This is a genomic window from Alkalimarinus coralli (assembly GCF_023650515.1).
GTDB classification, from domain to species: Bacteria; Pseudomonadota; Gammaproteobacteria; order Pseudomonadales; family Oleiphilaceae; genus Alkalimarinus; species Alkalimarinus coralli.
Genome location: NZ_CP096016.1, coordinates 3,192,834 through 3,213,781 on the forward strand (window position 1 = coordinate 3,192,834; position 20,948 = coordinate 3,213,781).

The window sequence follows — 20,948 nt, forward strand, 5'->3', positions numbered from 1 at the left end:
CAACACCTGTGCTACGGGCTGTTAGTTTCGCCCCCCTTTTTACGACGCATCAGGTAATAAAAGACTGGCGTCAACAATAGGCCAAAAATCGTTACGCCAATCATGCCGGAAAACACTGCAATCCCTATTGCCTGTCGCATTTCAGCCCCAGCACCTGTTGAAAGTACCATAGGCACTACCCCCATAATAAATGCAAAAGAGGTCATCAAGATGGGCCGCAACCTTAGTCGCCCTGCTTCTTTAATGGCCTCGATAACCGTCATGCCCTTGTCTTCCAGCTCTTTAGCAAACTCGACAATTAAGATGGCATTTTTTGTTGCCAGGCCGACCAGTACAATAAAACCAATCTGTGTGAAGATATTGTTATCCCCACCAGACAAAATAACACCACTCATCGCCGACAGTAGTGTCATTGGTACAATCAGGATAATCGCCAGTGGCAGTCGCACACTTTCATATTGAGCTGCCAGCACCAGAAACACTAACAACACCACCAAAGGGAAAACAAACAGCGAGGTGTTACCTGCCAGTATCTGTTGATAGGTTAATTCCGTCCACTCATAACTCATGCCCACCGGTAGCGTTTCATCAAGAATACGCTCAATCGCGGCTCTTGCTTGGCCTGAGCTAAAACCGGGGGCAGCAGAGCCGTTAACCTCTGCCGTCGCAAAACCGTTATAGTGCATCACTCTGTCAGGCCCCGCACTGTGACTCACATCGACAAAAGAGCCTAGAGGAATCATCTCGCCATTCTGATTGCGCACCTTAAGTTGACCAATCTGCTCAAGCTCCTGCCTGAAGCGGTCTTCTGCCTGCACGTTGACCTGATAGGTACGACCAAACTGGTTAAAGTCATTCACATAAATAGAGCCGAGATACCCCTGCATGGTCTGAAAGGCATCATCAACTCTAACACCCTGACTTTTCGCTTTGGTTCGATCCAGGTCCACATCCAGCTGAGGCACATTGATCTGAAAACTGGAAAAATTACCCGTTAACTCAGGTGCAGCCCAGGCTTTCTGAATCACCTCTTGAGTTACTTCATACAATTTCTCGTAGCCAAGATCGCCCCGATCTTCTATTTGCAACCTAAAACCGCCAATGGTACCTAACCCTTGCACAGGGGGTGGCGGAAAGATCGCAATAAACGCATCCTGAATCGAGGCAAACTGCCCATTAAGCTGTCCTGCAATACTGTGCGCACTTAGCTCAGGAACGTTTCGCTCAGCAAACGGTTTTAAAGTAACAAAAACAATTCCACTGTTTGGGCTATTGGTAAAGCCATTAATACTCAAGCCAGGAAACGCAACAGCCGATTCTACGCCGGGATGTTCAAGTGCGATTTCAGACATATCCCGAATCACCGTATCTGTTCGATCCAGCGATGCCGCATCAGGCAGTTGCGCGAATGAAACCAGGTACATTTTGTCCTGTCCCGGGACATAATCCGTCGGCGTGGTATTAAATTGATAATAGGTTAACCCCATAAGGCCAGCATACAGCACCAATACCACGCCACTCAGACGAATCAGCTTTCCGATGCCAGAGGTATAGCGCTCGGCAGCAGCATCAAACAATCGATTGAACGGTTTGAAGAGCCACGCTCCAAATAACCAATTGATCAATCGAGTGGGCTTGTCTTTAGTTGCACTCTCGCCTTTCAATAACAAGGCCGATAACGCTGGGCTTAAGGTTAATGAGTTAATCGCTGAGATAAAGGTCGAAATGGTGATCGTCAGTGCAAACTGTTTATAAAATTGCCCGGTTAACCCGGACATAAACGCCGTAGGAATAAACACCGCAGCCAATACCAGCGTGGTGGCAATAATTGGCCCGGTCACCTCTTTCATCGCCTGCTGTGTGGCCTCAACTGGAGACAAGCCTTCACTAATATTTCGCTCCACGTTTTCTACCACGACAATCGCATCGTCAACGACTATACCAATAGCCAGAACAAGCCCAAACAGCGATAGGTTATTCAGGGAGAACCCCATTACATGCATCACCGCAAAGGTACCAACTAATGAAACAGGAACCGCAGCCAGAGGAATGATGGACGCACGCCAGTTTTGCAAGAACAGCACCACAACCAAAACAACCAGCGCCAGGGCCTCCAATAACGTATTAACAACGGCTTTTATCGAATCGCGAACAAAAATCGTTGGGTCGTAGACAATAGAGAAATCCACCCCTTCAGGAAATACCTTTTTAAGCTCGGCCATGGTCGAGCGAACATCATTGGATATCTGAATTGCATTTGAACCTGGCGCTTGAAATATTGGAATAGCAACCGCGGGCTTATTATCGAGCAGTGAACGCAAGGCATAAGAGTTAGCGCCTAACTCAATTCGCGCCACATCCTTAAGACGAGAGATCTCCCCGTTCTCCCCCACTTTAATAATGATATCCGCAAACTCTTCTTTTGATGCCAACCGCCCCTTCACATTAATCAGCAACTGAAAGTCATTGTCGCCCGACGGCTGTGCCCCTAGTGAACCAGCGGCGGCCTGTTGGTTCTGCTCTCGAATGGCCGTCACAATGTCACCTGGGTTGAGGTTCAATGCAGCCACTTTTTCCGGGTCAAGCCAGACTCGCATACTGAACTCACCGGCACCAAAAATGCCCACATCGCCCACACCTTCAATACGCGCCAGCTCATCTTTCACCTTCAAGTTGGCATAGTTGGATAAGTAGAGCATGTCGTAGCGATCATCGGGTGATGTCAGGTGCACAACCATGGTAAGACTGGGCGACGACTTCTTAGTCACGACGCCTAATCGTTGCACCTCAAGCGGCAGGCGCGGCACGGCTCGATCAACACGGTTTTGCACCAATACCTGAGCTTCATCGGGGTCGGTACCAATGGCAAAGGTAATCGTCAGCGTCATAAGACCATCAGAAGTGGCCTGCGAAGACATATATATCATGCCCTCAACACCATTAATCTGCTGCTCTAACGGCGAAGCTACCGTGTCAGCAATAACTTTTGGGTTTGCACCAGGGTAAGAAGCGGTCACAATAACCGTAGGTGGTGCAACACTGGGGTACTCTGTTACTGGCAACTGCCAGACAGCCAGAGCCCCGGCAATAAAAATCATTAAAGAAATAACGCCCGCGAAAATCGGGCGAAGTATAAAGAATTGCGAAATACTCAAACCAGTCACCTAAAAATGATTCGCCTATAGGGCGTGATCTGTTACTACAGGACGATTAATGGCAACTGTTTTGCTGTCCAAACGATTATCCAGTCGATGTTGAAGCGCCTGCAGCTCAGCCAGAGCATCTGGGCTGACCATCTCTGCAAACTCAGGCGATACCGTTGCACCTGGGCGAACCCGTTGTAAGCCTTTCACCACAATCTGATCATTCTTGCTCAATCCTGATTTGATAATTCTGAGGCCATTCAATTTCTCGCCCATCGTTACCGGGCGGTATTGAACGGTATTGTTCTCACCAAGCACCAACACAAACTTGTTATTCAGGTCAGTGCCAATCGCTTTATCATCAATGAGAATGCCTTCGTATGTTGAACTTCCAACCAGTTTGATCCGTGCAAACAGTCCAGGTACAAATGCCCCTTCCTGATTGGTAAATACAGCACGCCCTCTTATTGTACCTGTCGCAGGGTTAACCTGATTATCGATAAAATCAATATGCCCCTCATGAGGGTAATTTGACTCATTCGCCAACGCCATCAATGCAGGGTTATTAGCCTCTCTGGAGCTAGGCCTTGAACCTTCCCGCGCTAGCTTAATGTACTTGAGATAGGTCTGCTCGTCGGTATTAAAGTAAGCATACACCCGGTCGGTCGATACAATACTGGTGAGTATGGATTGCCCCGCCGACACATAGTTCCCGGCGGTGATTTCGGCTTTTGAAACGCGGCCGGTAATCGGCGCTTTCACTTGGGTATAACCCAGTTTAAGCTTTGCCAACTCTAGCGCAGCAGAAACCGATTGAACGCTGGCTTTAGCCTGCTCCAGTTCAGCAAACCGTTGATCATAAATTTCTTTTGATAAGGTGTTTTTGGCACTAAGCGTGTCTGCTCGCTGATGGCTTATTTCAGCCAGCTTCAGGCGGCTTTTAACCCCCTTTAGCTCTGCGCTCAAGCGTTTTACCTCAGCTTCAAAAGGTCGACTGTCGATATAGAACAGTGGGGTTCCGGCCTCAACCAAAGCCCCTTCTTTGAACGCCACTGAGTCAATATAGCCCGACACCCGCGGGCGCAGTTCAACGCTTTCAGGTGACTCAAGTCGCCCAGTAAACTCATCCCACTCCGTAAGCCGTTCATGAACAACAGGCGCTACCGTTACAACAGGTAGCTGAGCCGAAGGCTGAACCTGAGTCTCAGTTGCTTCCCCACAGGCGGCCAACACGCTTACAATAGCGACCAACAAACCCAATTTATAGCTTTTGCGTAAGGGCTTAGCACCTAAAAACTTGGCACCAAAAAACCTGGCACCTAAAAACTTGGCACCAAAAAACCTGGCGCTTAAAAAATTTGTAGTTAAAAACATAGTGACATACCAGTTAAATTTACATTAACGCCAGTATGCAACGTTAATAACAATAAATATAATTATATTTACATATAAAACACATCACTTAAAATGATATATTTAAGCTCTGGCAATTAAGAGTAAGAGGTTGGCGTGTTATGAGAAATCAAGAACTGAATCTACTGGTAATTTTTGACGCCATAATGACGGAGCGCTCAATCACAAGAGCGGCAAAAAACCTTTCGCTGACACAGCCGGCAGTGTCTAATGCCCTGTCTCGAATGAGGGTCGCATGGAAAGATGAGCTTTTCGTTAAAGACGGGCGAAATATCCAGCCTACCCTCTATGCGCAAAACCTATGGTCTCAAATCAAGCACCCCTTGGAGCAACTGGAAGAGGCGATTGATAGCAATAGCTTTGACCCAGCAACCGCCAAGCGAACATTTCGCATCGCAACAGTCGATGTAATTGTGCAAACCGTCTGGCCTCCGCTACGCAAACTCATTGAGCAGGAAGCACCCGGCATCAACATTCATGCAGTGCCTTATACTATCTTCAATGCAGAACGAATGCTACATGATGCAGAGGTTGATATGGTGGTGGGGGCATCGCTCACCTCTGGCAGCGTCATCCGCAGCCAGTACCTTTATACTCCCTGCTATATATGTGTGATGCGTCCCAAACACCCTCTTGCCAAGGCAAACCTGACGCTTGAAGAGTTTGCAGACGCAGAGCACTTGCTGATCTCTTTGTCGGGTGACGCGACAGGGTTTTCGGATAACGTACTGGCACAGCATGGCCTGTCCAGGAGAGTAGCAATGACGGTAAACCATTTCTCCGCAGTTCCAGCGCTACTCAAAGAGACCAACCTAATCTCCATTGTTCCGTCAACAGCGGTCGAGAAGGCAATATTCAGTGGGGAGCTAACCGTAGTAGAGCCGCCTATCCAGTTATCGCCTAACCCCGTAGCCTGCTATTGGCACAAAAGACAGGAGAGAGATCAAGGGCTGATATGGCTGCGACAACATGTAAACAGCATGATTAAAGCCAGCTCAGAGTTGCATTTGAGAGAATTGAAACAACATATATGTAAAGAGTGCGCCTAATTACTAAACCTAACCACTAAACAAGGACGTTACATGACAGGAAAGAATAACCCAACAAAGCCTACTGCTCGCGCCACGACAAAACATAAGAAAAATCAACTCATTACTCCAAACCAACCTCTCCAAGCGCAAACCAGCGACTCCCCCCCTCTTGTTACATTTCGTTAGATTTCAGAAAAAATTTAGCAACGTTTTTATTGTTCACTGATCATCTTAGCGTTCCGCCTAAAAATAAGGATAAAAAGATGCAAGCGATCAAAAGAGACAAAGGGGCTGAGCAGCCCTATTGGCCAGCAGGGCCGTTTAAAATTCGACTCCCTTTTATTCATTACCGGTGGGAAACACCCGAAATGATTCAAGGGTTGATCATGTTTGTGGTTGGGCTCGCCATGATCCCTCTACTGCAATCCTATCTGGGTATGCCATACGAAGCCGCATTAGCATTTACCTTTATCGCAGGCGTCTGTTATATCCTTCCTTCACTGCTGGGTGTTCCATTGGTTCCCGGCTGGATAACGCCCGCCATCCCCGTTGTACTGCTCTACCTAAAAGGGTTTGAGCCAGGGCCTGACGCCATCAAAGCCATGTTCGCATTGCAGCTGGAAGTATCGATCATATTTTTAATTCTGGGTATTACCCGGTTAGGCTCAAAGCTGGTTCATATTATTCCTAACTCACTTAAGTCTGGCATCATTATTGGTGCTGGTATCGCTGCCATGATGGGCGAATTAAAAGTAGGAGGACGTATTGATGCGACGCCCATTTCGCTGATCGTGGGGTCAATCATTTCCGCCTATGTTCTGTTTTCTCTTTCATTTAAAAATGTGGTGGATGGCAGCGCCTTTGCGAAGAAAATTGCCAACTTCGGCATGGTGCCAGGAATGATTATCGCAATGATCGTCGGCTGGACAGTCGGTGAATATACACTGCCAGACATCGAGTGGGGAATTACCCAGCCAGACTTTGCTCTGATGTGGCAGTACCTGGCGTTTTCAGTAGGCTTTCCGGGCTGGGATGTATTTTTACTGGCGATCCCGACCGCGCTCATCGCTTACGTGATTGCGTTTGGCGATATCGTCGTAGGTTTTACACTGGTTAAACGTGTCGACCACCTGCGTGATGATGAGAAAATCGAAGATAACGTTGACCGTGTTCACCTTGTTACCGCCATTCGCAATGCAATTCACGCCTTCTTCGCCCCTTGGCCTGGGCTGGCAGGGCCGTTATGGACCGCAGCACACGCAACGGTAGCTGAACGATATGCAATGGGGCGCAAGGCAATGGATTCAATCTATAGCGGAGGCGGCACATTCTGGATAAGTGGCCTGGTTGCTCTATTTTTACTTCCGTTAGTGACCTTCTTTAAGCCTGTGTTACCTATAGCGTTGTCCCTAACGCTAATCCTAACTGCCTATATCTGCATCATGGTTGGCATGGAGCAGCTTAAAAACTCTACCGAAAGAGGCGTCGCCGGTATCGTTGCAGTGACTCTGGCCATGCCAGACCCCAGGTCTACCGTTTATGCCGTAGTCATTGGTTTGGTTCTCTATTTCTTAATCGAAAGACCAAAACTGCTGGGACGCCATAAGCCAGAAGACAACGTAATTTTTGAGGACGCGCTGAAACAAGAGTCTGCGTAAACTAACCTCCATAAGATGTGACTGAAACAGGTATAGACTATGAACCAAAATAACAACATCTTCGAACAGTGCCTTGACCCAAATGCAGCGAACTATGCTGCCCTAAACCCCATTTCATTTATGGAACGATCAGCATTTGTTTACCCCCATAAAACAGCAACCATCAATGGGGATATCCGCAGGAGCTGGGCAGAGGTCTATGCTCGCTGTCGCCAATTGGCAAGCGCCCTTAATAACAGAGGCATCACAAAGGGACAAACCGTCTCGGTTATAGCCCCCAATATCAGTGAACACTTTGAAGCTCATTTTGGCGTGCCGATGAGTGGCGCAGTACTTAACTCCATTAATACCCGCCTTGATGCAGAAACCATCGCGTTTATCCTTCAGCATGCTGAAACCAAGGTGCTGCTAGTTGATCGCGAGTTTTCTGAAGTCACTGCAAAAGCACTGAAGATGGTGCCAAACAAACCGTTGGTAGTTGATATTGATGACCCCGCTTATACAGGCGGACAGCTTATTGGTGAATTAACCTATGATGCGTTACTGGAAGAGGGAGATCCTGAGTTCAAATGGTCAGTCCCCGAAAACGAGTGGGATGCCATTTCGCTAAACTATACCTCAGGAACCACTGGCGACCCCAAAGGTGTGGTGTATCACTACCGAGGCGCTTATCTGAATGCCGTAAGCAACGTGATGTCTTGGAATATGGGCTCTCACCCCGTTTACCTCTGGACGCTACCCATGTTTCATTGCAATGGCTGGTGCTTCCCCTGGTCTATTGCTGCCGCATCTGGCACCAGCGTTAGCCTTCGACAAGTGCGTCCCGAGCTCATTTATGAATTGATAAGGTCGGAAAACGTAAATTATTTCTGCGGTGCCCCTATCGTACTCAATATGCTCAACAGTGCGCCTCAGGAGTTGAAAGAGGGAATCAGTCACGACGTTAACGTCATGACGGCAGGCGCGGCACCACCCGCATCGGTGATTCAAGGTATGGAAGCGATGGGCTTTAAGGTCACCCATGTTTACGGGTTGACCGAAACCTATGGCCCATCGGTGGTCTGTGCATGGCATGAGCAGTGGGACGCCGAAAACGACGAACAAAAAGCAAAACTCAAGTCTCGCCAAGGTGTAAGAGCCCCCATGCTGGATGAACTCATGGTCGCTGACCCATCTACATTGGTACCGGTTGCTAAAGATGGGAAAAGTATCGGTGAAATTTTCATGCGTGGAAACCTCGTCATGAAAGGGTATTTAAAAAACTCCTCAACCACACATGCCGCATTCAAAGGCGGCTGGTTCCACTCTGGTGACCTGGCCGTCTGGCATGAAGATGGCTATATCGAGATAAAAGACCGCTCGAAAGATGTCATCATTTCAGGAGGCGAGAATATTTCGAGCATTGAAATCGAAGATGTTCTCTACCGGCACCCTAAAATTCAGGAAGCGGCAGTCGTCGCCAGGCACGATGAAAAGTGGGGAGAAACACCTTGTGCCTTTGTCACCCCGATACCCGATGCCGAACTAACGCAAGAAGAGATTATTCATTTTTGCAGAGATAACATGGCCCACTTTAAAGCGCCGAAAACAGTGGTGTTTGGTGATCTGCCGAAAACATCCACCGGTAAAATTCAGAAATTTGTGTTGCGTGAGCAAGCCAATGATATCAGTAGCCGCTAGTCCTTGTTCCTAGCTAATGCTACTTTTGGCCGAATTCAATTCGGCCTTTTTTGTTTTAAGATGGTACTAAATAAGCTGTAGAAACCGCGTATTTCGGTTTCTCTTAAGTTAGTATTCGCCCAGAAGCTTCAGTCATTCACACCTTCGCGAGGATGACATAGTCAGTTTGTTTCTAGGCGGTGACTAGTAAGGACAAGGTCGAATAAGTAGGTACGCATGTTTTCTCAGCACAAATTAGCCCGCATTTTCTTTTCGACAATTATTCTGATTTTGCTGGCCTTGTTTATCGCTATTTACTGGTATTCAGTTCCCCTGATAAAAAAAGAAGTTTACCAAGTAGAGCGCAACTCAAGCAGGCTCGTGCTCAATAATATCTTTGAGCTCGCCAGCAGGATGCACCTCAATCTGGAGTCGTATCGCCAGGAAGCCATCGGAGCCCACAAAAGAAATCTTATCTCGGTTATTTCCCTTGCAGAGTCTTATGTTAAAGATAGCCTGAATAATGCAAAAAAGAATAACCTTTCAAAAGAGCAGGCGCTGGAGAGCGTTTTTGAAGGGCTGCGACATTTCACCTATGGTCGTGACGACTACATCTGGGTCGCCAACTACGACGCCAAGATCCTTTCGCATCCCGACCCACGATTTCATGGCACGGATGCGTCCCAATTAAAAGATGCAAAAGGAGAGCTCATTATCCCTCGGGTCATCGACAAGGTGGTGGAGAAAGGAGAGGGATTTTATCAGTACATTTGGCACCGTCTGAGTAAGCAAGAAGAAGTAGAAAAAATATCCTACATTAAGTACTTCCCCGAGTGGGACTTTTTTATCGGTAGCGGCGTATACCTTGACGATATCGAGGAAGAAATTAAATTAAGAAAAGCCAAGGCTATCAAGGAGCTAAGGCAAGCGCTGAATCAAATAGTCATCGCTAAAACCGGCTACCTGTTTATATTTGATAAGCAAGGCAACATGTTAGCCCACCCCAACCCCAACATCGACAAAACCAACGCCTTATTATTAAAAGACCCTGCGACAAATCAATCCATCCTTAAAGAGCTGATCGATGTAGCGGATACCGGTAAGGAGCTCTCATATCTATGGGACAGACCCACCGACCCGAATAATTACATCTACGAAAAGCTCTCACTGGTAAGGCACCTGGAAGGTTTCGACTGGTATATCTGCTCATCGGTCTATGTCGATGAGCTACAGAGCAGTTCTGAATTGTTGAGTAAGCGGCTACTAACGATTGGCTTGATCGCCCTTTTCTTCGCCATCATTCTCGCGTTTCTGTTTGTTAAATGGGTGACTCGCCCGATCACTGCACTCGCCAGCGTTGCGGCAAAAGTGACTAAGGGCGACTTGTCGGTAAAAAGCGGCATAGAAAGAAGTGACGAACTGGGCATATTAGCCCATGCATTCGACAGTATGGTTAGCCGACTACGCAACAGTATAGAAACGCTGGATTCAAAAGTGGCCTCAAGAACCAAGGCGTTGGAACATACCAACGTACAGTTGCAAGCGGCTGTCACCTCAACACAACAAGCACAGCAACAACTGACGATAGTGGAAGCCAGGCAACGACGTATACTAGACTCACTGCCCGCCCAAATATCTTATGTAGACCAGCATCTTCACTATCTGTTTGCCAACAGCAAATACAGCGAACAGTTCAATATCGATAAACCTAGCATTGTGGGTATGCCAATGCTTGAAGTGATCGGTTTGTCTATGCTGAGTGACATTTCGCCCCATATTCAACAATGTTTAAATGGCGAAGAAGTAACGTTCAACTATACCCTTGTCACCAGCGGCAAAGAGATGATAACCAAGTGCGTGTTAATTCCGGATTTTTCTCCCGAAAATACAGTGATAGGCATACTCAACCTTACCATTGATGTCACCACCGAGAAACAGGCAGAGCGCCAACTTGCAGAAGCCCAGCGAATGAACGCGGTTGGACAGCTTGCCGGAGGGCTGGCCCATGATTTTAATAATATTCTCACCATTATCCTGGGCAACCTGATCGCAGCCGAAGAGCAGTGTTCGAATAATACAACGTTATTAAAGCGACTTTCTCCCGCCATAAGGGCTGCAAGGCGCGGCGGTAATATAACCAACCGGCTACTGGCGTTTTCCCGTCGTCAATCACTGATCCCCTGCGCTATCAACCTGGCTGAGTTACTTGAAGAAACCGTTGAGTTGCTGAAGGGTTCTCTGCCCAGCAACATCAACGTCTTTTATGACCTGCAAAACCAAACACTGACACCCTATGCAGACCCGGGGCCGTTAGAGAACTGCCTGATTAACATCGTCTTAAATGCCAAAGATGCCATGCCCAAAGGCGGCCACATTGAGATACGGGTATCTGACAAAACAGTTTCAGATTACCTGCTATATGATGACGTCGTTGAGCCTGCTCAATATGTTGAGATAAGCGTGATTGATAGCGGCACAGGGTTCTCGGACGATGCCATCAAGATGGCTTTTGAGCCCTTTTTTACCACCAAATCAAAAGGTAAAGGTGCCGGCTTGGGTTTGAGTATGGTGTACGGGTTTATCAAGCAGTCGAGAGGGTATATCAAGCTGGAGAATCCTCATCAGGGCGGAGCCAAAATAGCTCTGCTGTTACCGGCACAGGAGGCTATAACACCAGAGAACAATCAGAGCGTGTCTACCTCTTCATTTCACGTTGATGACTTTCAAGGCCAGCTCATGCTGTTGGTCGAAGATGATGAGGATGTCAGAAATATTGTGAGAGAACAGTTAGTCTCGCAGGGGTTTAACGTCATTGAAGCAGCCGACGCCGACGAAGCCGCGCAGTTGATCAACTCCATTGATGAACTCTATGGCATGGTATCAGACATTAGTATGCCTGGTGAACAAAACGGTTTTAACTTAGCTACAATGTTAAAAGCACGCTCACCTAACAGTAAAATTGTGTTGATGAGTGGTTATGCCTTCGAGGGGTTAGAAGATGATAATGAAAGCCCGCAATATCAGGTGTTAAAAAAACCATTTGATGCTCACGCGTTACATACGGCATTAAATGAGGCCTGTAACGAATGAACTTAAAACGCCATAGAAGATGTCAACGTGGAAAACAGACCTTTAGTCTATGTAATAGACGATGAGCAGGATATATGTGACTTGGTATGTGCCGAACTGGAACGTTATAGTTTCTCGACAGAAGCCTTTTCAACAGGTTCCCAAGCGCAACGGGCAATTAAAAAGCGTATTCCTTCTCTCTGTATTATAGATTTAGGATTGCCTGATATGGATGGTTTATCGCTCGTTCAGAACCTGTTCAGCGATAAAAAAATCGGGGTCATTATACTATCAGGCCGCAACAGTTTACCTGATAAGGTGTTGGGCCTGGAGTTGGGCGCAGACGATTATATTGGCAAACCGTTTGACCCAAGAGAGCTAGTCGCGCGGGCGAAAAGTATCGTTCGCAGGCTCAACCCCAGTGACAAAGTAGCGGCCGAACACAATAGCGCGATATTCGGTGAGTGGACATTTGATCAACCGACCTTAACCCTCACCAATACCGATAGCAGAAAGGTCATGCTAAGTGCTGCTGAGGCCGAGATTCTTAACATATTTTTAAAGGCCCCGAAAAAAATTCTCTCAAGAGAACGCCTGTTAAGCGAACACGCCATGCCGTTTGACCGTAGCATTGATGTCAGAATGTCCAGGCTCAGAAAGAAAATAGAACAAGACCATAAAAACCCCAGAATAATTAAAACCGTTTATGGCGCAGGATATATCTTTACACCTGATGTTATTTGGCGTTAATAGTCAAAGCCCTGCCCCCCCGGATGTTGAGAGCCAAATAGTGAGGGCCAAATAGTGAGCGCCAAACGGCTCTACCGTATTGAAAATTAACTATCTACGCCTGTCGATAACACAACGGTTTTATTGTGAGGCGGGCGAGAACCCAATGCCTAAACAATTATATTTTCGAAATAACTAGTTTTGATACTGCTCTGCCAACTTGATTCGCTGCTCGGTCGGCGGATGTGTTGATAAGAAGTCCGTGACGGCCTTGTACTTGTTGTCGTCCGTATCTGAGTGGTCAGCATAGGACTTGTCCAACTTCTGCATAATCGACGCAAAATGTTTGGCTGAAATGCCCGATATCTGCATGGCATCCAGCGCGAACTGATCGGCCTCCAGCTCGAACGAGCGGGAGTACGACAGGTCGAGCATCAAAGTGGGTAAACCGGTAAGCAGGTCAATCGTATCAATATCGCCGGTGATAAAGATTACCATCAGCGTAATCATCGAGTCCTGCAGCACTCGTCGGGTTATATGCTTGTGCTTCAGGTGGCCAAGTTCATGAAACAGTACCGCAATCAACTCCTCGTCACTCTCAACCAGTTTTAAAAAATCATCGGTGAATACAATCTCGCCCCCCGGTAACGCAAACGCGTTGGCAGGCATACCAGATCTGAACTCGATTTTTGGGCCAAGATCTTCATAGGGTTCAAGGTATGGCGCCATCACTGCTCTATACCGATACTGCTCTGACTCATGCAACTCAGAAGGCGAAAAGATCGTCTCATCCAGCATGGTCAAGCCACTTCCCAGCTTTTCCGAAGTAAAGTCAGGTAGTTGATGTGCGATATAGTGAGCAGATGAAGGTATACCGTACACCACCGCGGCCCAAATCATCAGAATGGTGACAGCGGTCGCTCCCAGAATCATCGTGAGACTATTTTCCATCCGATGAAGGAACGAAGCAGAGCCTCCTCCTTTGAAGCCACGAACAAACTCATCAACGGCGTCGTTATCATCCGTCACAAACAGCTCATTGTCCCCAAATGCAATCTCTCTTGGAGTATTCCCCAAGCGGGATGACACCTTCATCTCATCAAAGTTTAAGGGGCACTCTCTGCGCGCACCCTCTTCAATGTCGGGTTCAATCACCAGCGTAATGTTTACAGGATGATACGAAGATACCTCCAGGCGGGCATAATGCCTGCTGGAGGTTGTTCCATCCATGTAGCGTCCTTCTATCTGCATGAAACCGCCTTACATAGCGAAATCGAAAACTTGTCCCATCTCTTCACCTAGCGCACTGATATTGTCTTGCTCGGCCGCAGCAAAGTTATCAAGTGGGCCTTTAGCATCCATCTCCAGACAAGAGGCAATATACTTGGTCATTCTAACTTTGGCTGCTGGAAGGTAGAGCCCCAGGGTAATAATGGTCAAGAAGCCATTGATCAAAATAACTTTACCCAGCCCCAGCATGGTTAACTGAGCAGAGAAGCGGTGTTCATTCAGCGCCAGGCAGTTAAAGAATAAGTTATTTGTCTGCACCATAAAATACAAGAAAAGACCAATATAGAGACCGGCCAGAATAATCGGTGAGATAAATGCGGCGTCTTTAAAGAACGTCATAATGGCCCAGGCTGGCAAGCCAAACATAATAGCGACACCCAACATAATCAGGAAGATCATCCCGTAGTCTTTAAAGGTCGCCGTAAAATCAAACTTAGTCGTACCGTAAGCACTATTTCTAACCACATACTGGTGCATTTTCAACATCGCTAGCGGATACAGTATCCCCAGTGTCAACACGCCGATCAATGGCCACACATATAGCGCCATAAAGGCCTCACCATACCCGGCCTTAAAACGGAACTGTACATTTTTGTAGGCCGACATGCGGCGATGAAAGGCCAACGACTGGTTGATAAAATAAGGGATGGCAAATATAAGCGCTACCGCCAAACCAAGCGCAACCATAGGGTAATGCTGGGATAGCAGCGAATAAACAATAAATGCTGCGATGGCGATAAGGCGACTTTTCAGTATCTGTAACGGCTCTGCAAGATAGCGAAAATTCTCCCCATCCAAGTATAGATTGGAGTAGAAATAGCGGTTATTTCTAACGGTAGCCCAGGCGGAGTAAATCCCCAATGTAAGTACCGTCAGTAGAATATTGACGATCCATATTTTGAAGTACTCCAGTCCGTTGCCACGGAATTCAAAATTTAAAATGGTAGAAGAAGTTGAAGGCGATGTTGAACCTGACACAGCGTTATCATCCATTGATTATTCCTTTAATAGCTAATTGTAAAGTGAGACCTTTGCGCGACGTTACGAGCGAAGCAAAGACAAGACAAAAAATGAAGAAAAAGCGCAGTTTATGAGTAATAAATGAGCATTTTGAGTCATTTTTTAACGCTGTATTTGTAAGCGCAGTAGTCGTGCGAAGGTCTCAATGTACCTTAAACCAAGCCTATTAAGGCAAAGTGCTGTCAGTATAGGAGCGACCAGAAAGGAGATATATTTCATTAATGTCACGTTTTGTAAGGATATCAATGCTTTGTAACAATAGTAGTGATTACCTCAGCGCTTACGGGCAGGTCTTGTTACTAACGGAAGTTATACGTTGCTGCGCCAGACCTATTCTATAACAATCAACAATACCAACTAGCCAGACAGCACCCACGATAAAAGAGAGATAGGTCGCTGTTTCAGGGCTTAAATGTCCAGGCGTTAACACGATTTGTTCTCTAATAACCTGAATATCAAGTGGAATCACGCCATACACTATTTTTTCAGCGATAATTTGAGCCTTGTGGTAAGCCTCAACCATCAAAACGGACAGCGCTGCCAGCGTAATAGCAAACGCAACGGCACCACGTACTCGTTTTTCAACAATAAAGTACCCAGCCCCGGGAAAAACAATAGCTGAGAACAACGCCGCTTTGGTTGCAATTTTCATTGAGTAACACGCCTCCATACCTATAAAGACCTGACATTGTACACAGTCTGCCAGTGTTTAATGAGGATCTTTCCCGAATTTACGTCATAAGGACTCAATACCGAAGGATTCCCCCCCCCTCTACACAGCCCAGCGTCCCTTTGATTCTATTCAGCAGCGTCTATACTAGTTGATCATCAGACAAGTTGTATCCGTCTTCGCTTCACCCATCAAACGTTTCCAATTAAAGGGGCCTTGGAGGAAAATATGGACGGCCAAACACCATCAGATGAAATACAACAGATAGAACAAGAGATATATCAGTTAGTTCAACGGCTGGAGGAATTGCGTAAACGCTCTCAACTAGAACCGATAAAGAACTACCAATTTGAAACGACCCAAGGGCCTGTTTCACTGCTGGATCTATTTGCAGACAAGCAGCAACTATTCGCAATCCACAATATGGGCCAAGGGTGTCGATACTGCACGTTATGGGCAGATGGTCTAAATGGCTTTATCCCCCACCTGGAAAACCAATTCGCTGTTGTTTTGTTATCAAAAGACGCCCCTGTTAATCAAAGAAAATTCGCTAACTCACGGCAGTGGCGGTTTTCAATGGCTTCTCACGGAGGCGGTGAATATATTCAGGAGCAGAGTGTAATGCCTGGAAACAATAATATGCCAGGGATCGTATGCTATGAAAGGAACGGCAATGAAATCTACCGGAAAAATTCCAGCGTGTTCGGCCCACGAGACGCGTTTTGCTCAATCTGGCACATATTGAGTTTAGCCGGCGTGCAACCTGATGAATGGACACCGCAATATAACTACTGGCAACGCCCCGGAAAGCTGGATGACGGGGGAGAAAACTTATTGGGTTAACAGTGAAACACAGCGCAACAGATATAGCCTACCTACAGCCTGCCAATAACGGCAGGCCGTCCCGTCCTCTCTGCTTGTATGGGAAGTACAAACAGAGGGCATCTTTTAATGAGAGGATGCATCGCCAAATGGGTGCCAAGTATGCGCCAATGCTCTACGATGCTATTCCACGCTATCCAAAACCTCCGCAAGTGAAAACTATTTTGGAACGTGTGTATGCCTTTCCAAAGGGGGTAGGTAACAACGAAGTAATTGGCAGCTCAACAATAGCATTTAATCAATCCCTTCCCTTAATAAGACATGTTCTAAAAATCAATTTAAGCGGTTTTACAACACCTGAGTGTAGTTCATAAATAGCGATATAATTATCTCTTGTTTATTTAAAGAGCTATAGGGGACGGCGTTTAAAGGGTCGTTGCGACTCCTTTAATTTTTTCAGCAGCCAGATCAGGTTCATTGAGCTGCGAGAGTATGGCGATACGCGCCTGTTTACTCAGGTTTACTGCAGATTTCCAATCATCCCCGACGGGACTGATAGCAGGGCTAATTACTATGGATATTTTTCCCTTGTGAGGAAACCACGAACCTGAACGCAAAATAGATCTGGCGCCTTTAATAGCGACAGGAATAACAGGCACGTTTGACTCTGTTGCGGCGACAAACGCCCCCATATAAAAAGGAAGCAGTCCAGGCACCCTGGTTAGCGTACCTTCTGGGAAAAAGAAAAGAGACAACCCTTGCTTTACTTTAGCTGCGGCTCTTCGTGCGTCAGCAACTCCCCGCTGTTTATCGAAACGTTCCACAAACACCGCGTCTATCTTGCGCAGAAACACTCGGGGGAAAAACTTTTTCTTTAGCTCTCCTTTTGCCACAAAACCAAACTCAATGGGCAGAATCGAGGCAATAATAATTCCATCGAGATAACTGGTGTGATTTGCAACAATCACACATGCACGTTGTTTCGGTAGGCCCTCTAGGCCTGTAACGTCAACAGGTACAGAGCATAGTTTTAGAAATAAACGTGCTGCCTGACGCATAATAAATCTAGCGGTATTTCCATTTGGAGATATCGCTACTAACAACCAGACAGAGGGGGCAAGAACCCAAAATATTGTTTTTACATAACCGGCATAAAGATACTCTTTGCAAAGACGATTTAATATTTGAAATCTGGACGCAAAGGCTTTTGCAAACAGCCTTGCTAGCTGCCACCACAAATGACGCGGATGAAGAAACATATCACCACGTTCGTATAGTTCACGAACCGCAGACCGTCTGATTTTACCGCTTGAGGTTTTTAACACCGTATGAGGAGGCGCTATTACAATATCGTCAGTGGGCATTCCAAGAATATCTATCGCCAGTAGATCTATCTCCTTTCGAAGGCGTGTCGACTCGTTTTCGTTTTTCAATCGAGTTTCTGCAACTATAACTAGTTTTTCAGTTTCAGAAACTGAATCAGTTGCACCGAATACAGCTACGCAGCCTTTTCGAACGCCTTCTATATTTCCAATAGCCTCCTCCAGTTGATGAGGATAGAGGTTCCGCCCAGCTCTGATAATGATGTCTTTCACTCGGCTTGTTAAAAATATATCCCCTTCAGAGCTATAGGCCAAATCGCCTGAGTCAAGCCACTTACCGTGGAATAATGCTTTAGTTGCTTTTGCGTTCCGATAGTATCCGCTAGTTGCTGAAGGCCCTTTAAACTCCAACCGCCCCTGCTGTCTGTCGGGTACTTCACGACCGGCGCCGTCAACTATTCTAATTTGGTAACCAGGTAGCGGTTGACCACAAGCTACAATCTCAAGAACATCATCACCCTCTCCAACTTGCCTAACCACTGGAATCGCAATGCCTTTTGATACAAGTACTTCCCTCTGGATACGATCAATGACTGGTTCTCTATCGGGTGGTGGAAAGGCCAAACCGACAGCGACCTCTGCTAAACCGTAAACGGGTGCTAAAGCACGAGCCTTAAAGCCGTATTTTACGAATTTGTTTGAGAACTGCCTGATAGTGCGAGGACTGACCGGCTCTGCACCGTTAAACAGAAACCTAAGACTACTAAGATCCAGGTTTTTAAGTTTTTCTTCTGGTATCTTTTTTAGACAGAGTTCAAAGGCGAAATTGGGTGCTGCTGAAATACTCCCCCTATGGTTGGCTATAGTCCATAGCCAACGACTTGGCTGAACAAGAAACGAAAGTGGAGACATGAGAACAAGCGGCATTGCATAATAAAGGCTGGTAAACCAAGCACCGATTAGCCCCATATCGTGATAAAGAGGTAACCAGCTAACAAATATATCAGTCGAATCTACTTCGGTTGCTTCGCCCATTGCTCGTATGTTTGCTAACAGATTAGCATGCGTAAGCGTGACACCTTTCGGTTGCCCTGTGCTTCCTGAGGTATATTGCAAAAATGCAATTTCATCTTCTTTTCCCTTGTGTTCGACAAAAACTCCATCTGCCAACGCTAACTCTTGGGGAGGTATAATTGTCACCGACAATGTAAAACTGACCCACTAACGACAATTTAAAATTGACCCACCTGAGGCACAATTACCGCTTTTTGTTAGCGAAAAGGCGGTGTCGATGAAATGTTGACTCAGGAGAAATTAGTGGAAATACACGTTTTACACCGACAAGGCATGAGCATTCGCAAAATCGCTAAAGAACTCAATGTATCCCGAAATACGGTACGAAAGTATTTACGCGATGTTGCTCGAACACCTACGTATAACCAGCGCGAACCTAGCCCCTCGAAATTGGATGCCTTCAAGCCGTATTTAAAAGAACGTATCGACGCGGCAAAACCGAACTGGATTCCGGCGACGGTTCTGTGCAGAGAAATCCAGGCCATGGGTTATCAGGGCAAAGAAGGTATTCTGAAAAACTATATTCGACAATTTAAGCCCAAAGTCGACGACCCGGTTGTCCGCTTTGAAACCGCATCTGGTCAACAGATGCAGGTGGACTTCACCACGATATGTCGAGGGCGAACCAAGCTTAAGGCCTTCGTGGCAACACTCGGTTATAGTCGTGCCAGTTATGTACGGTTCAGCGAATACGAGCGACAAGAAGACTGGTTAGCAGGGATCGAAGGTGCACTGCATTACTTCGGTGGTGTACCACAGGAAATGCTGTTCGATAATGCCAAATGCATCATGATCGAACGGGATGCCTTCGGGGAGGGCCAACATCGGTGGAATGCCAGTCTGTTGGTTATGGCGCGAGACTATGGATTTAGACTTCGTGCCTGTCGTCCGTATCGAGCCAAAACCAAAGGTAAAGTGGAGCGTTTTAACGGCTACCTGAAAAACAGTTTTATCACGCCACTTGCGGCGTCATTGAAACAAGCAGGACTAACACTGGATATCGATATTGCTAATGCGCAAGTGGGTCCATGGCTGGCTGACATTGCGCATCAGCGCATTCATGGTACTACGGGAGAAAAGCCTCAAGTATTACTTGATACAGAGCGACTTAGTCTAATGCCACTGCCGTCACTTCCCGAGTCTGCGAGTGAAATCAAACCGCATGATAATGTGCAGGCCATCCCAGTCGAAAGCCTTCAGCATCCACTCAGCACCTATGACCAGTTGTTGGGAGTGGCTTTATGAACCTACAGATGGACAGAATACAGCAGGCTTGTGAAACCCTTAAACTGAATGCTGTCGCCCTGGAGTGGTCGGCCATCGCAGATAAAGCTTCTGGGGATGAATCATCACTGGCAGACTTCCTTGAGCGACTGTTACAAGTTGAGTTGGACGCTAGAATGCAACGGACCCGAGAAACCTTACTGAAGTTCGCCGGACTCCCGAGCATTAAGCGCTTTGAAGACTATGACTTCAAGTTTGCTACCGGCGCTCCCCGTAAGCAGCTACAGGAATTAACCAGCTTAGCCTTTATCGAACGTGCCGAGAATATCGTTCTACTAGGACCAAGTGGAGTTGGCAAAAGCCACTTAGCAATTAGCCTGGCATACAAGGCCGTTATGAACGGCATAAAAATCCGCTTCATTACTGCTGCCGATCTCATGTTGCAGTTAGCGACAGCCAAAAAGCAAGATCGATTAGAGGCATATCTCAAACGCAGCATACTGGCACCTAAACTTCTCATCATTGACGAAATCGGCTATTTGCCATTTGGCCGAGAAGAGGCCAACTTGTTCTTTAATGTGATTGCCAAACGCTATGAACAAGGAAGTGTCATTGTGACGAGCAATCTACCGTTCTCACAGTGGTCAACGGCCTTCGCTGATGATCAGACTTTAACTGCAGCCTTGCTTGATAGGCTACTGCATCATGCGCACATCGCTCAGATATCGGGAAACAGCTATCGACTAAAAGGCAAGAAAGCGGCAGGCATAGTGCCAGTTACTGACCAGCAAGTGAGAAAATAAACGAAAAGAAAACGCTAAGGG

The 20,948-nt window shown here is 46.8% G+C and carries 15 protein-coding genes; 9 read left to right on the forward strand and 6 right to left on the reverse strand.

Features of this window, described 5'->3' with window-relative positions:
* Positions 1-11: 11 nt before the first annotated feature.
* Together MY523_RS14360 and MY523_RS14365 are read right to left on the reverse strand one after the other, a co-directional pair.
* Entirely contained in the window at positions 12-3,155 is a 3,144-nt protein-coding gene (locus MY523_RS14360) for an efflux RND transporter permease subunit (protein WP_250655381.1), read from the reverse strand.
* Positions 3,156-3,179: 24 nt separating this feature from the next.
* On the reverse strand, positions 3,180-4,517 hold the full coding sequence (locus tag MY523_RS14365; RefSeq protein WP_250655382.1) for an efflux RND transporter periplasmic adaptor subunit: 1,338 nt from the start codon (positions 4,515-4,517) through the stop codon (positions 3,180-3,182).
* 140 nt (positions 4,518-4,657) lie between these two features.
* On the opposite strand from MY523_RS14365, the gene MY523_RS14370 reads away from it, so the two are divergent.
* The 5 genes from MY523_RS14370 (at position 4,658) to MY523_RS14390 (ending at position 12,723) form a co-directional block, all read left to right on the forward strand.
* Positions 4,658-5,605: a LysR family transcriptional regulator gene (locus MY523_RS14370; protein WP_250655383.1), complete on the forward strand. Its 948-nt coding sequence runs from the start codon at positions 4,658-4,660 to the stop codon at positions 5,603-5,605.
* Positions 5,606-5,850: 245 nt separating this feature from the next.
* On the forward strand, positions 5,851-7,245 hold the full coding sequence (locus MY523_RS14375) for a xanthine/uracil/vitamin C permease (RefSeq protein ID WP_250655384.1): 1,395 nt from the start codon (positions 5,851-5,853) through the stop codon (positions 7,243-7,245).
* Between the two features lie 39 nt (positions 7,246-7,284).
* The gene (locus MY523_RS14380; protein ID WP_250655385.1) at positions 7,285-8,925 is read left to right on the forward strand and encodes an acyl-CoA synthetase; all 1,641 of its coding nucleotides are present in this window, start codon (positions 7,285-7,287) and stop codon (positions 8,923-8,925) included.
* Positions 8,926-9,141: 216 nt separating this feature from the next.
* On the forward strand, positions 9,142-11,994 hold the full coding sequence (locus tag MY523_RS14385) for a cache domain-containing protein (RefSeq protein WP_250655386.1): 2,853 nt from the start codon (positions 9,142-9,144) through the stop codon (positions 11,992-11,994).
* A 27-nt stretch (positions 11,995-12,021) separates the two neighbouring features.
* Positions 12,022-12,723, forward strand: coding sequence for a response regulator transcription factor (locus MY523_RS14390; RefSeq protein WP_250655387.1), 702 nt, complete (start codon positions 12,022-12,024; stop codon positions 12,721-12,723).
* 174 nt (positions 12,724-12,897) lie between these two features.
* On the opposite strand, the gene MY523_RS14395 is transcribed toward MY523_RS14390, so the two are convergent.
* The 3 genes from MY523_RS14395 to MY523_RS14405 form a co-directional block, all read right to left on the reverse strand.
* Complete coding sequence (locus MY523_RS14395) at positions 12,898-13,953, reverse strand: M48 family metallopeptidase (RefSeq protein WP_250655388.1); 1,056 nt, start codon at positions 13,951-13,953, stop codon at positions 12,898-12,900.
* A gap of 9 nt (positions 13,954-13,962) precedes the next feature.
* A complete protein-coding gene (locus MY523_RS14400; RefSeq protein ID WP_250655389.1) occupies positions 13,963-14,985 on the reverse strand; it encodes a YjgN family protein in 1,023 nt (340 codons plus the stop codon).
* A gap of 307 nt (positions 14,986-15,292) precedes the next feature.
* Positions 15,293-15,664 carry a hypothetical protein gene (locus tag MY523_RS14405; RefSeq protein WP_250655390.1) on the reverse strand — a complete coding sequence of 124 codons (372 nt, stop codon included), beginning with the start codon at positions 15,662-15,664 and terminating at the stop codon, positions 15,293-15,295.
* Between the two features lie 246 nt (positions 15,665-15,910).
* Here MY523_RS14405 and MY523_RS14410 point away from each other — a divergent pair, with 246 nt between their 5' ends.
* Together MY523_RS14410 and MY523_RS14415 are read left to right on the forward strand one after the other, a co-directional pair.
* On the forward strand, positions 15,911-16,525 hold the full coding sequence (locus tag MY523_RS14410) for a DUF899 family protein (protein WP_250655391.1): 615 nt from the start codon (positions 15,911-15,913) through the stop codon (positions 16,523-16,525).
* A gap of 128 nt (positions 16,526-16,653) precedes the next feature.
* Positions 16,654-16,878, forward strand: a complete 225-nt coding sequence (locus MY523_RS14415) for a hypothetical protein (RefSeq protein ID WP_250655392.1) — start codon at positions 16,654-16,656, stop codon at positions 16,876-16,878.
* Positions 16,879-16,929: 51 nt separating this feature from the next.
* On the opposite strand, the gene MY523_RS14420 is transcribed toward MY523_RS14415, so the two are convergent.
* On the reverse strand, positions 16,930-18,996 hold the full coding sequence (locus tag MY523_RS14420; protein WP_250655393.1) for an AMP-binding protein: 2,067 nt from the start codon (positions 18,994-18,996) through the stop codon (positions 16,930-16,932).
* Between the two features lie 126 nt (positions 18,997-19,122).
* Here MY523_RS14420 and istA point away from each other — a divergent pair, with 126 nt between their 5' ends.
* Together istA and istB are read left to right on the forward strand one after the other, a co-directional pair.
* Complete coding sequence (gene istA / locus MY523_RS14425) at positions 19,123-20,145, forward strand: IS21 family transposase (protein ID WP_250654786.1); 1,023 nt, start codon at positions 19,123-19,125, stop codon at positions 20,143-20,145.
* Entirely contained in the window at positions 20,142-20,927 is a 786-nt protein-coding gene (gene istB / locus MY523_RS14430; protein ID WP_250654787.1) for an IS21-like element helper ATPase IstB, read from the forward strand. The genes istA and istB overlap by 4 nt, the downstream gene beginning before the upstream one ends.
* The last annotated feature ends 21 nt before the right edge of the window (positions 20,928-20,948 follow it).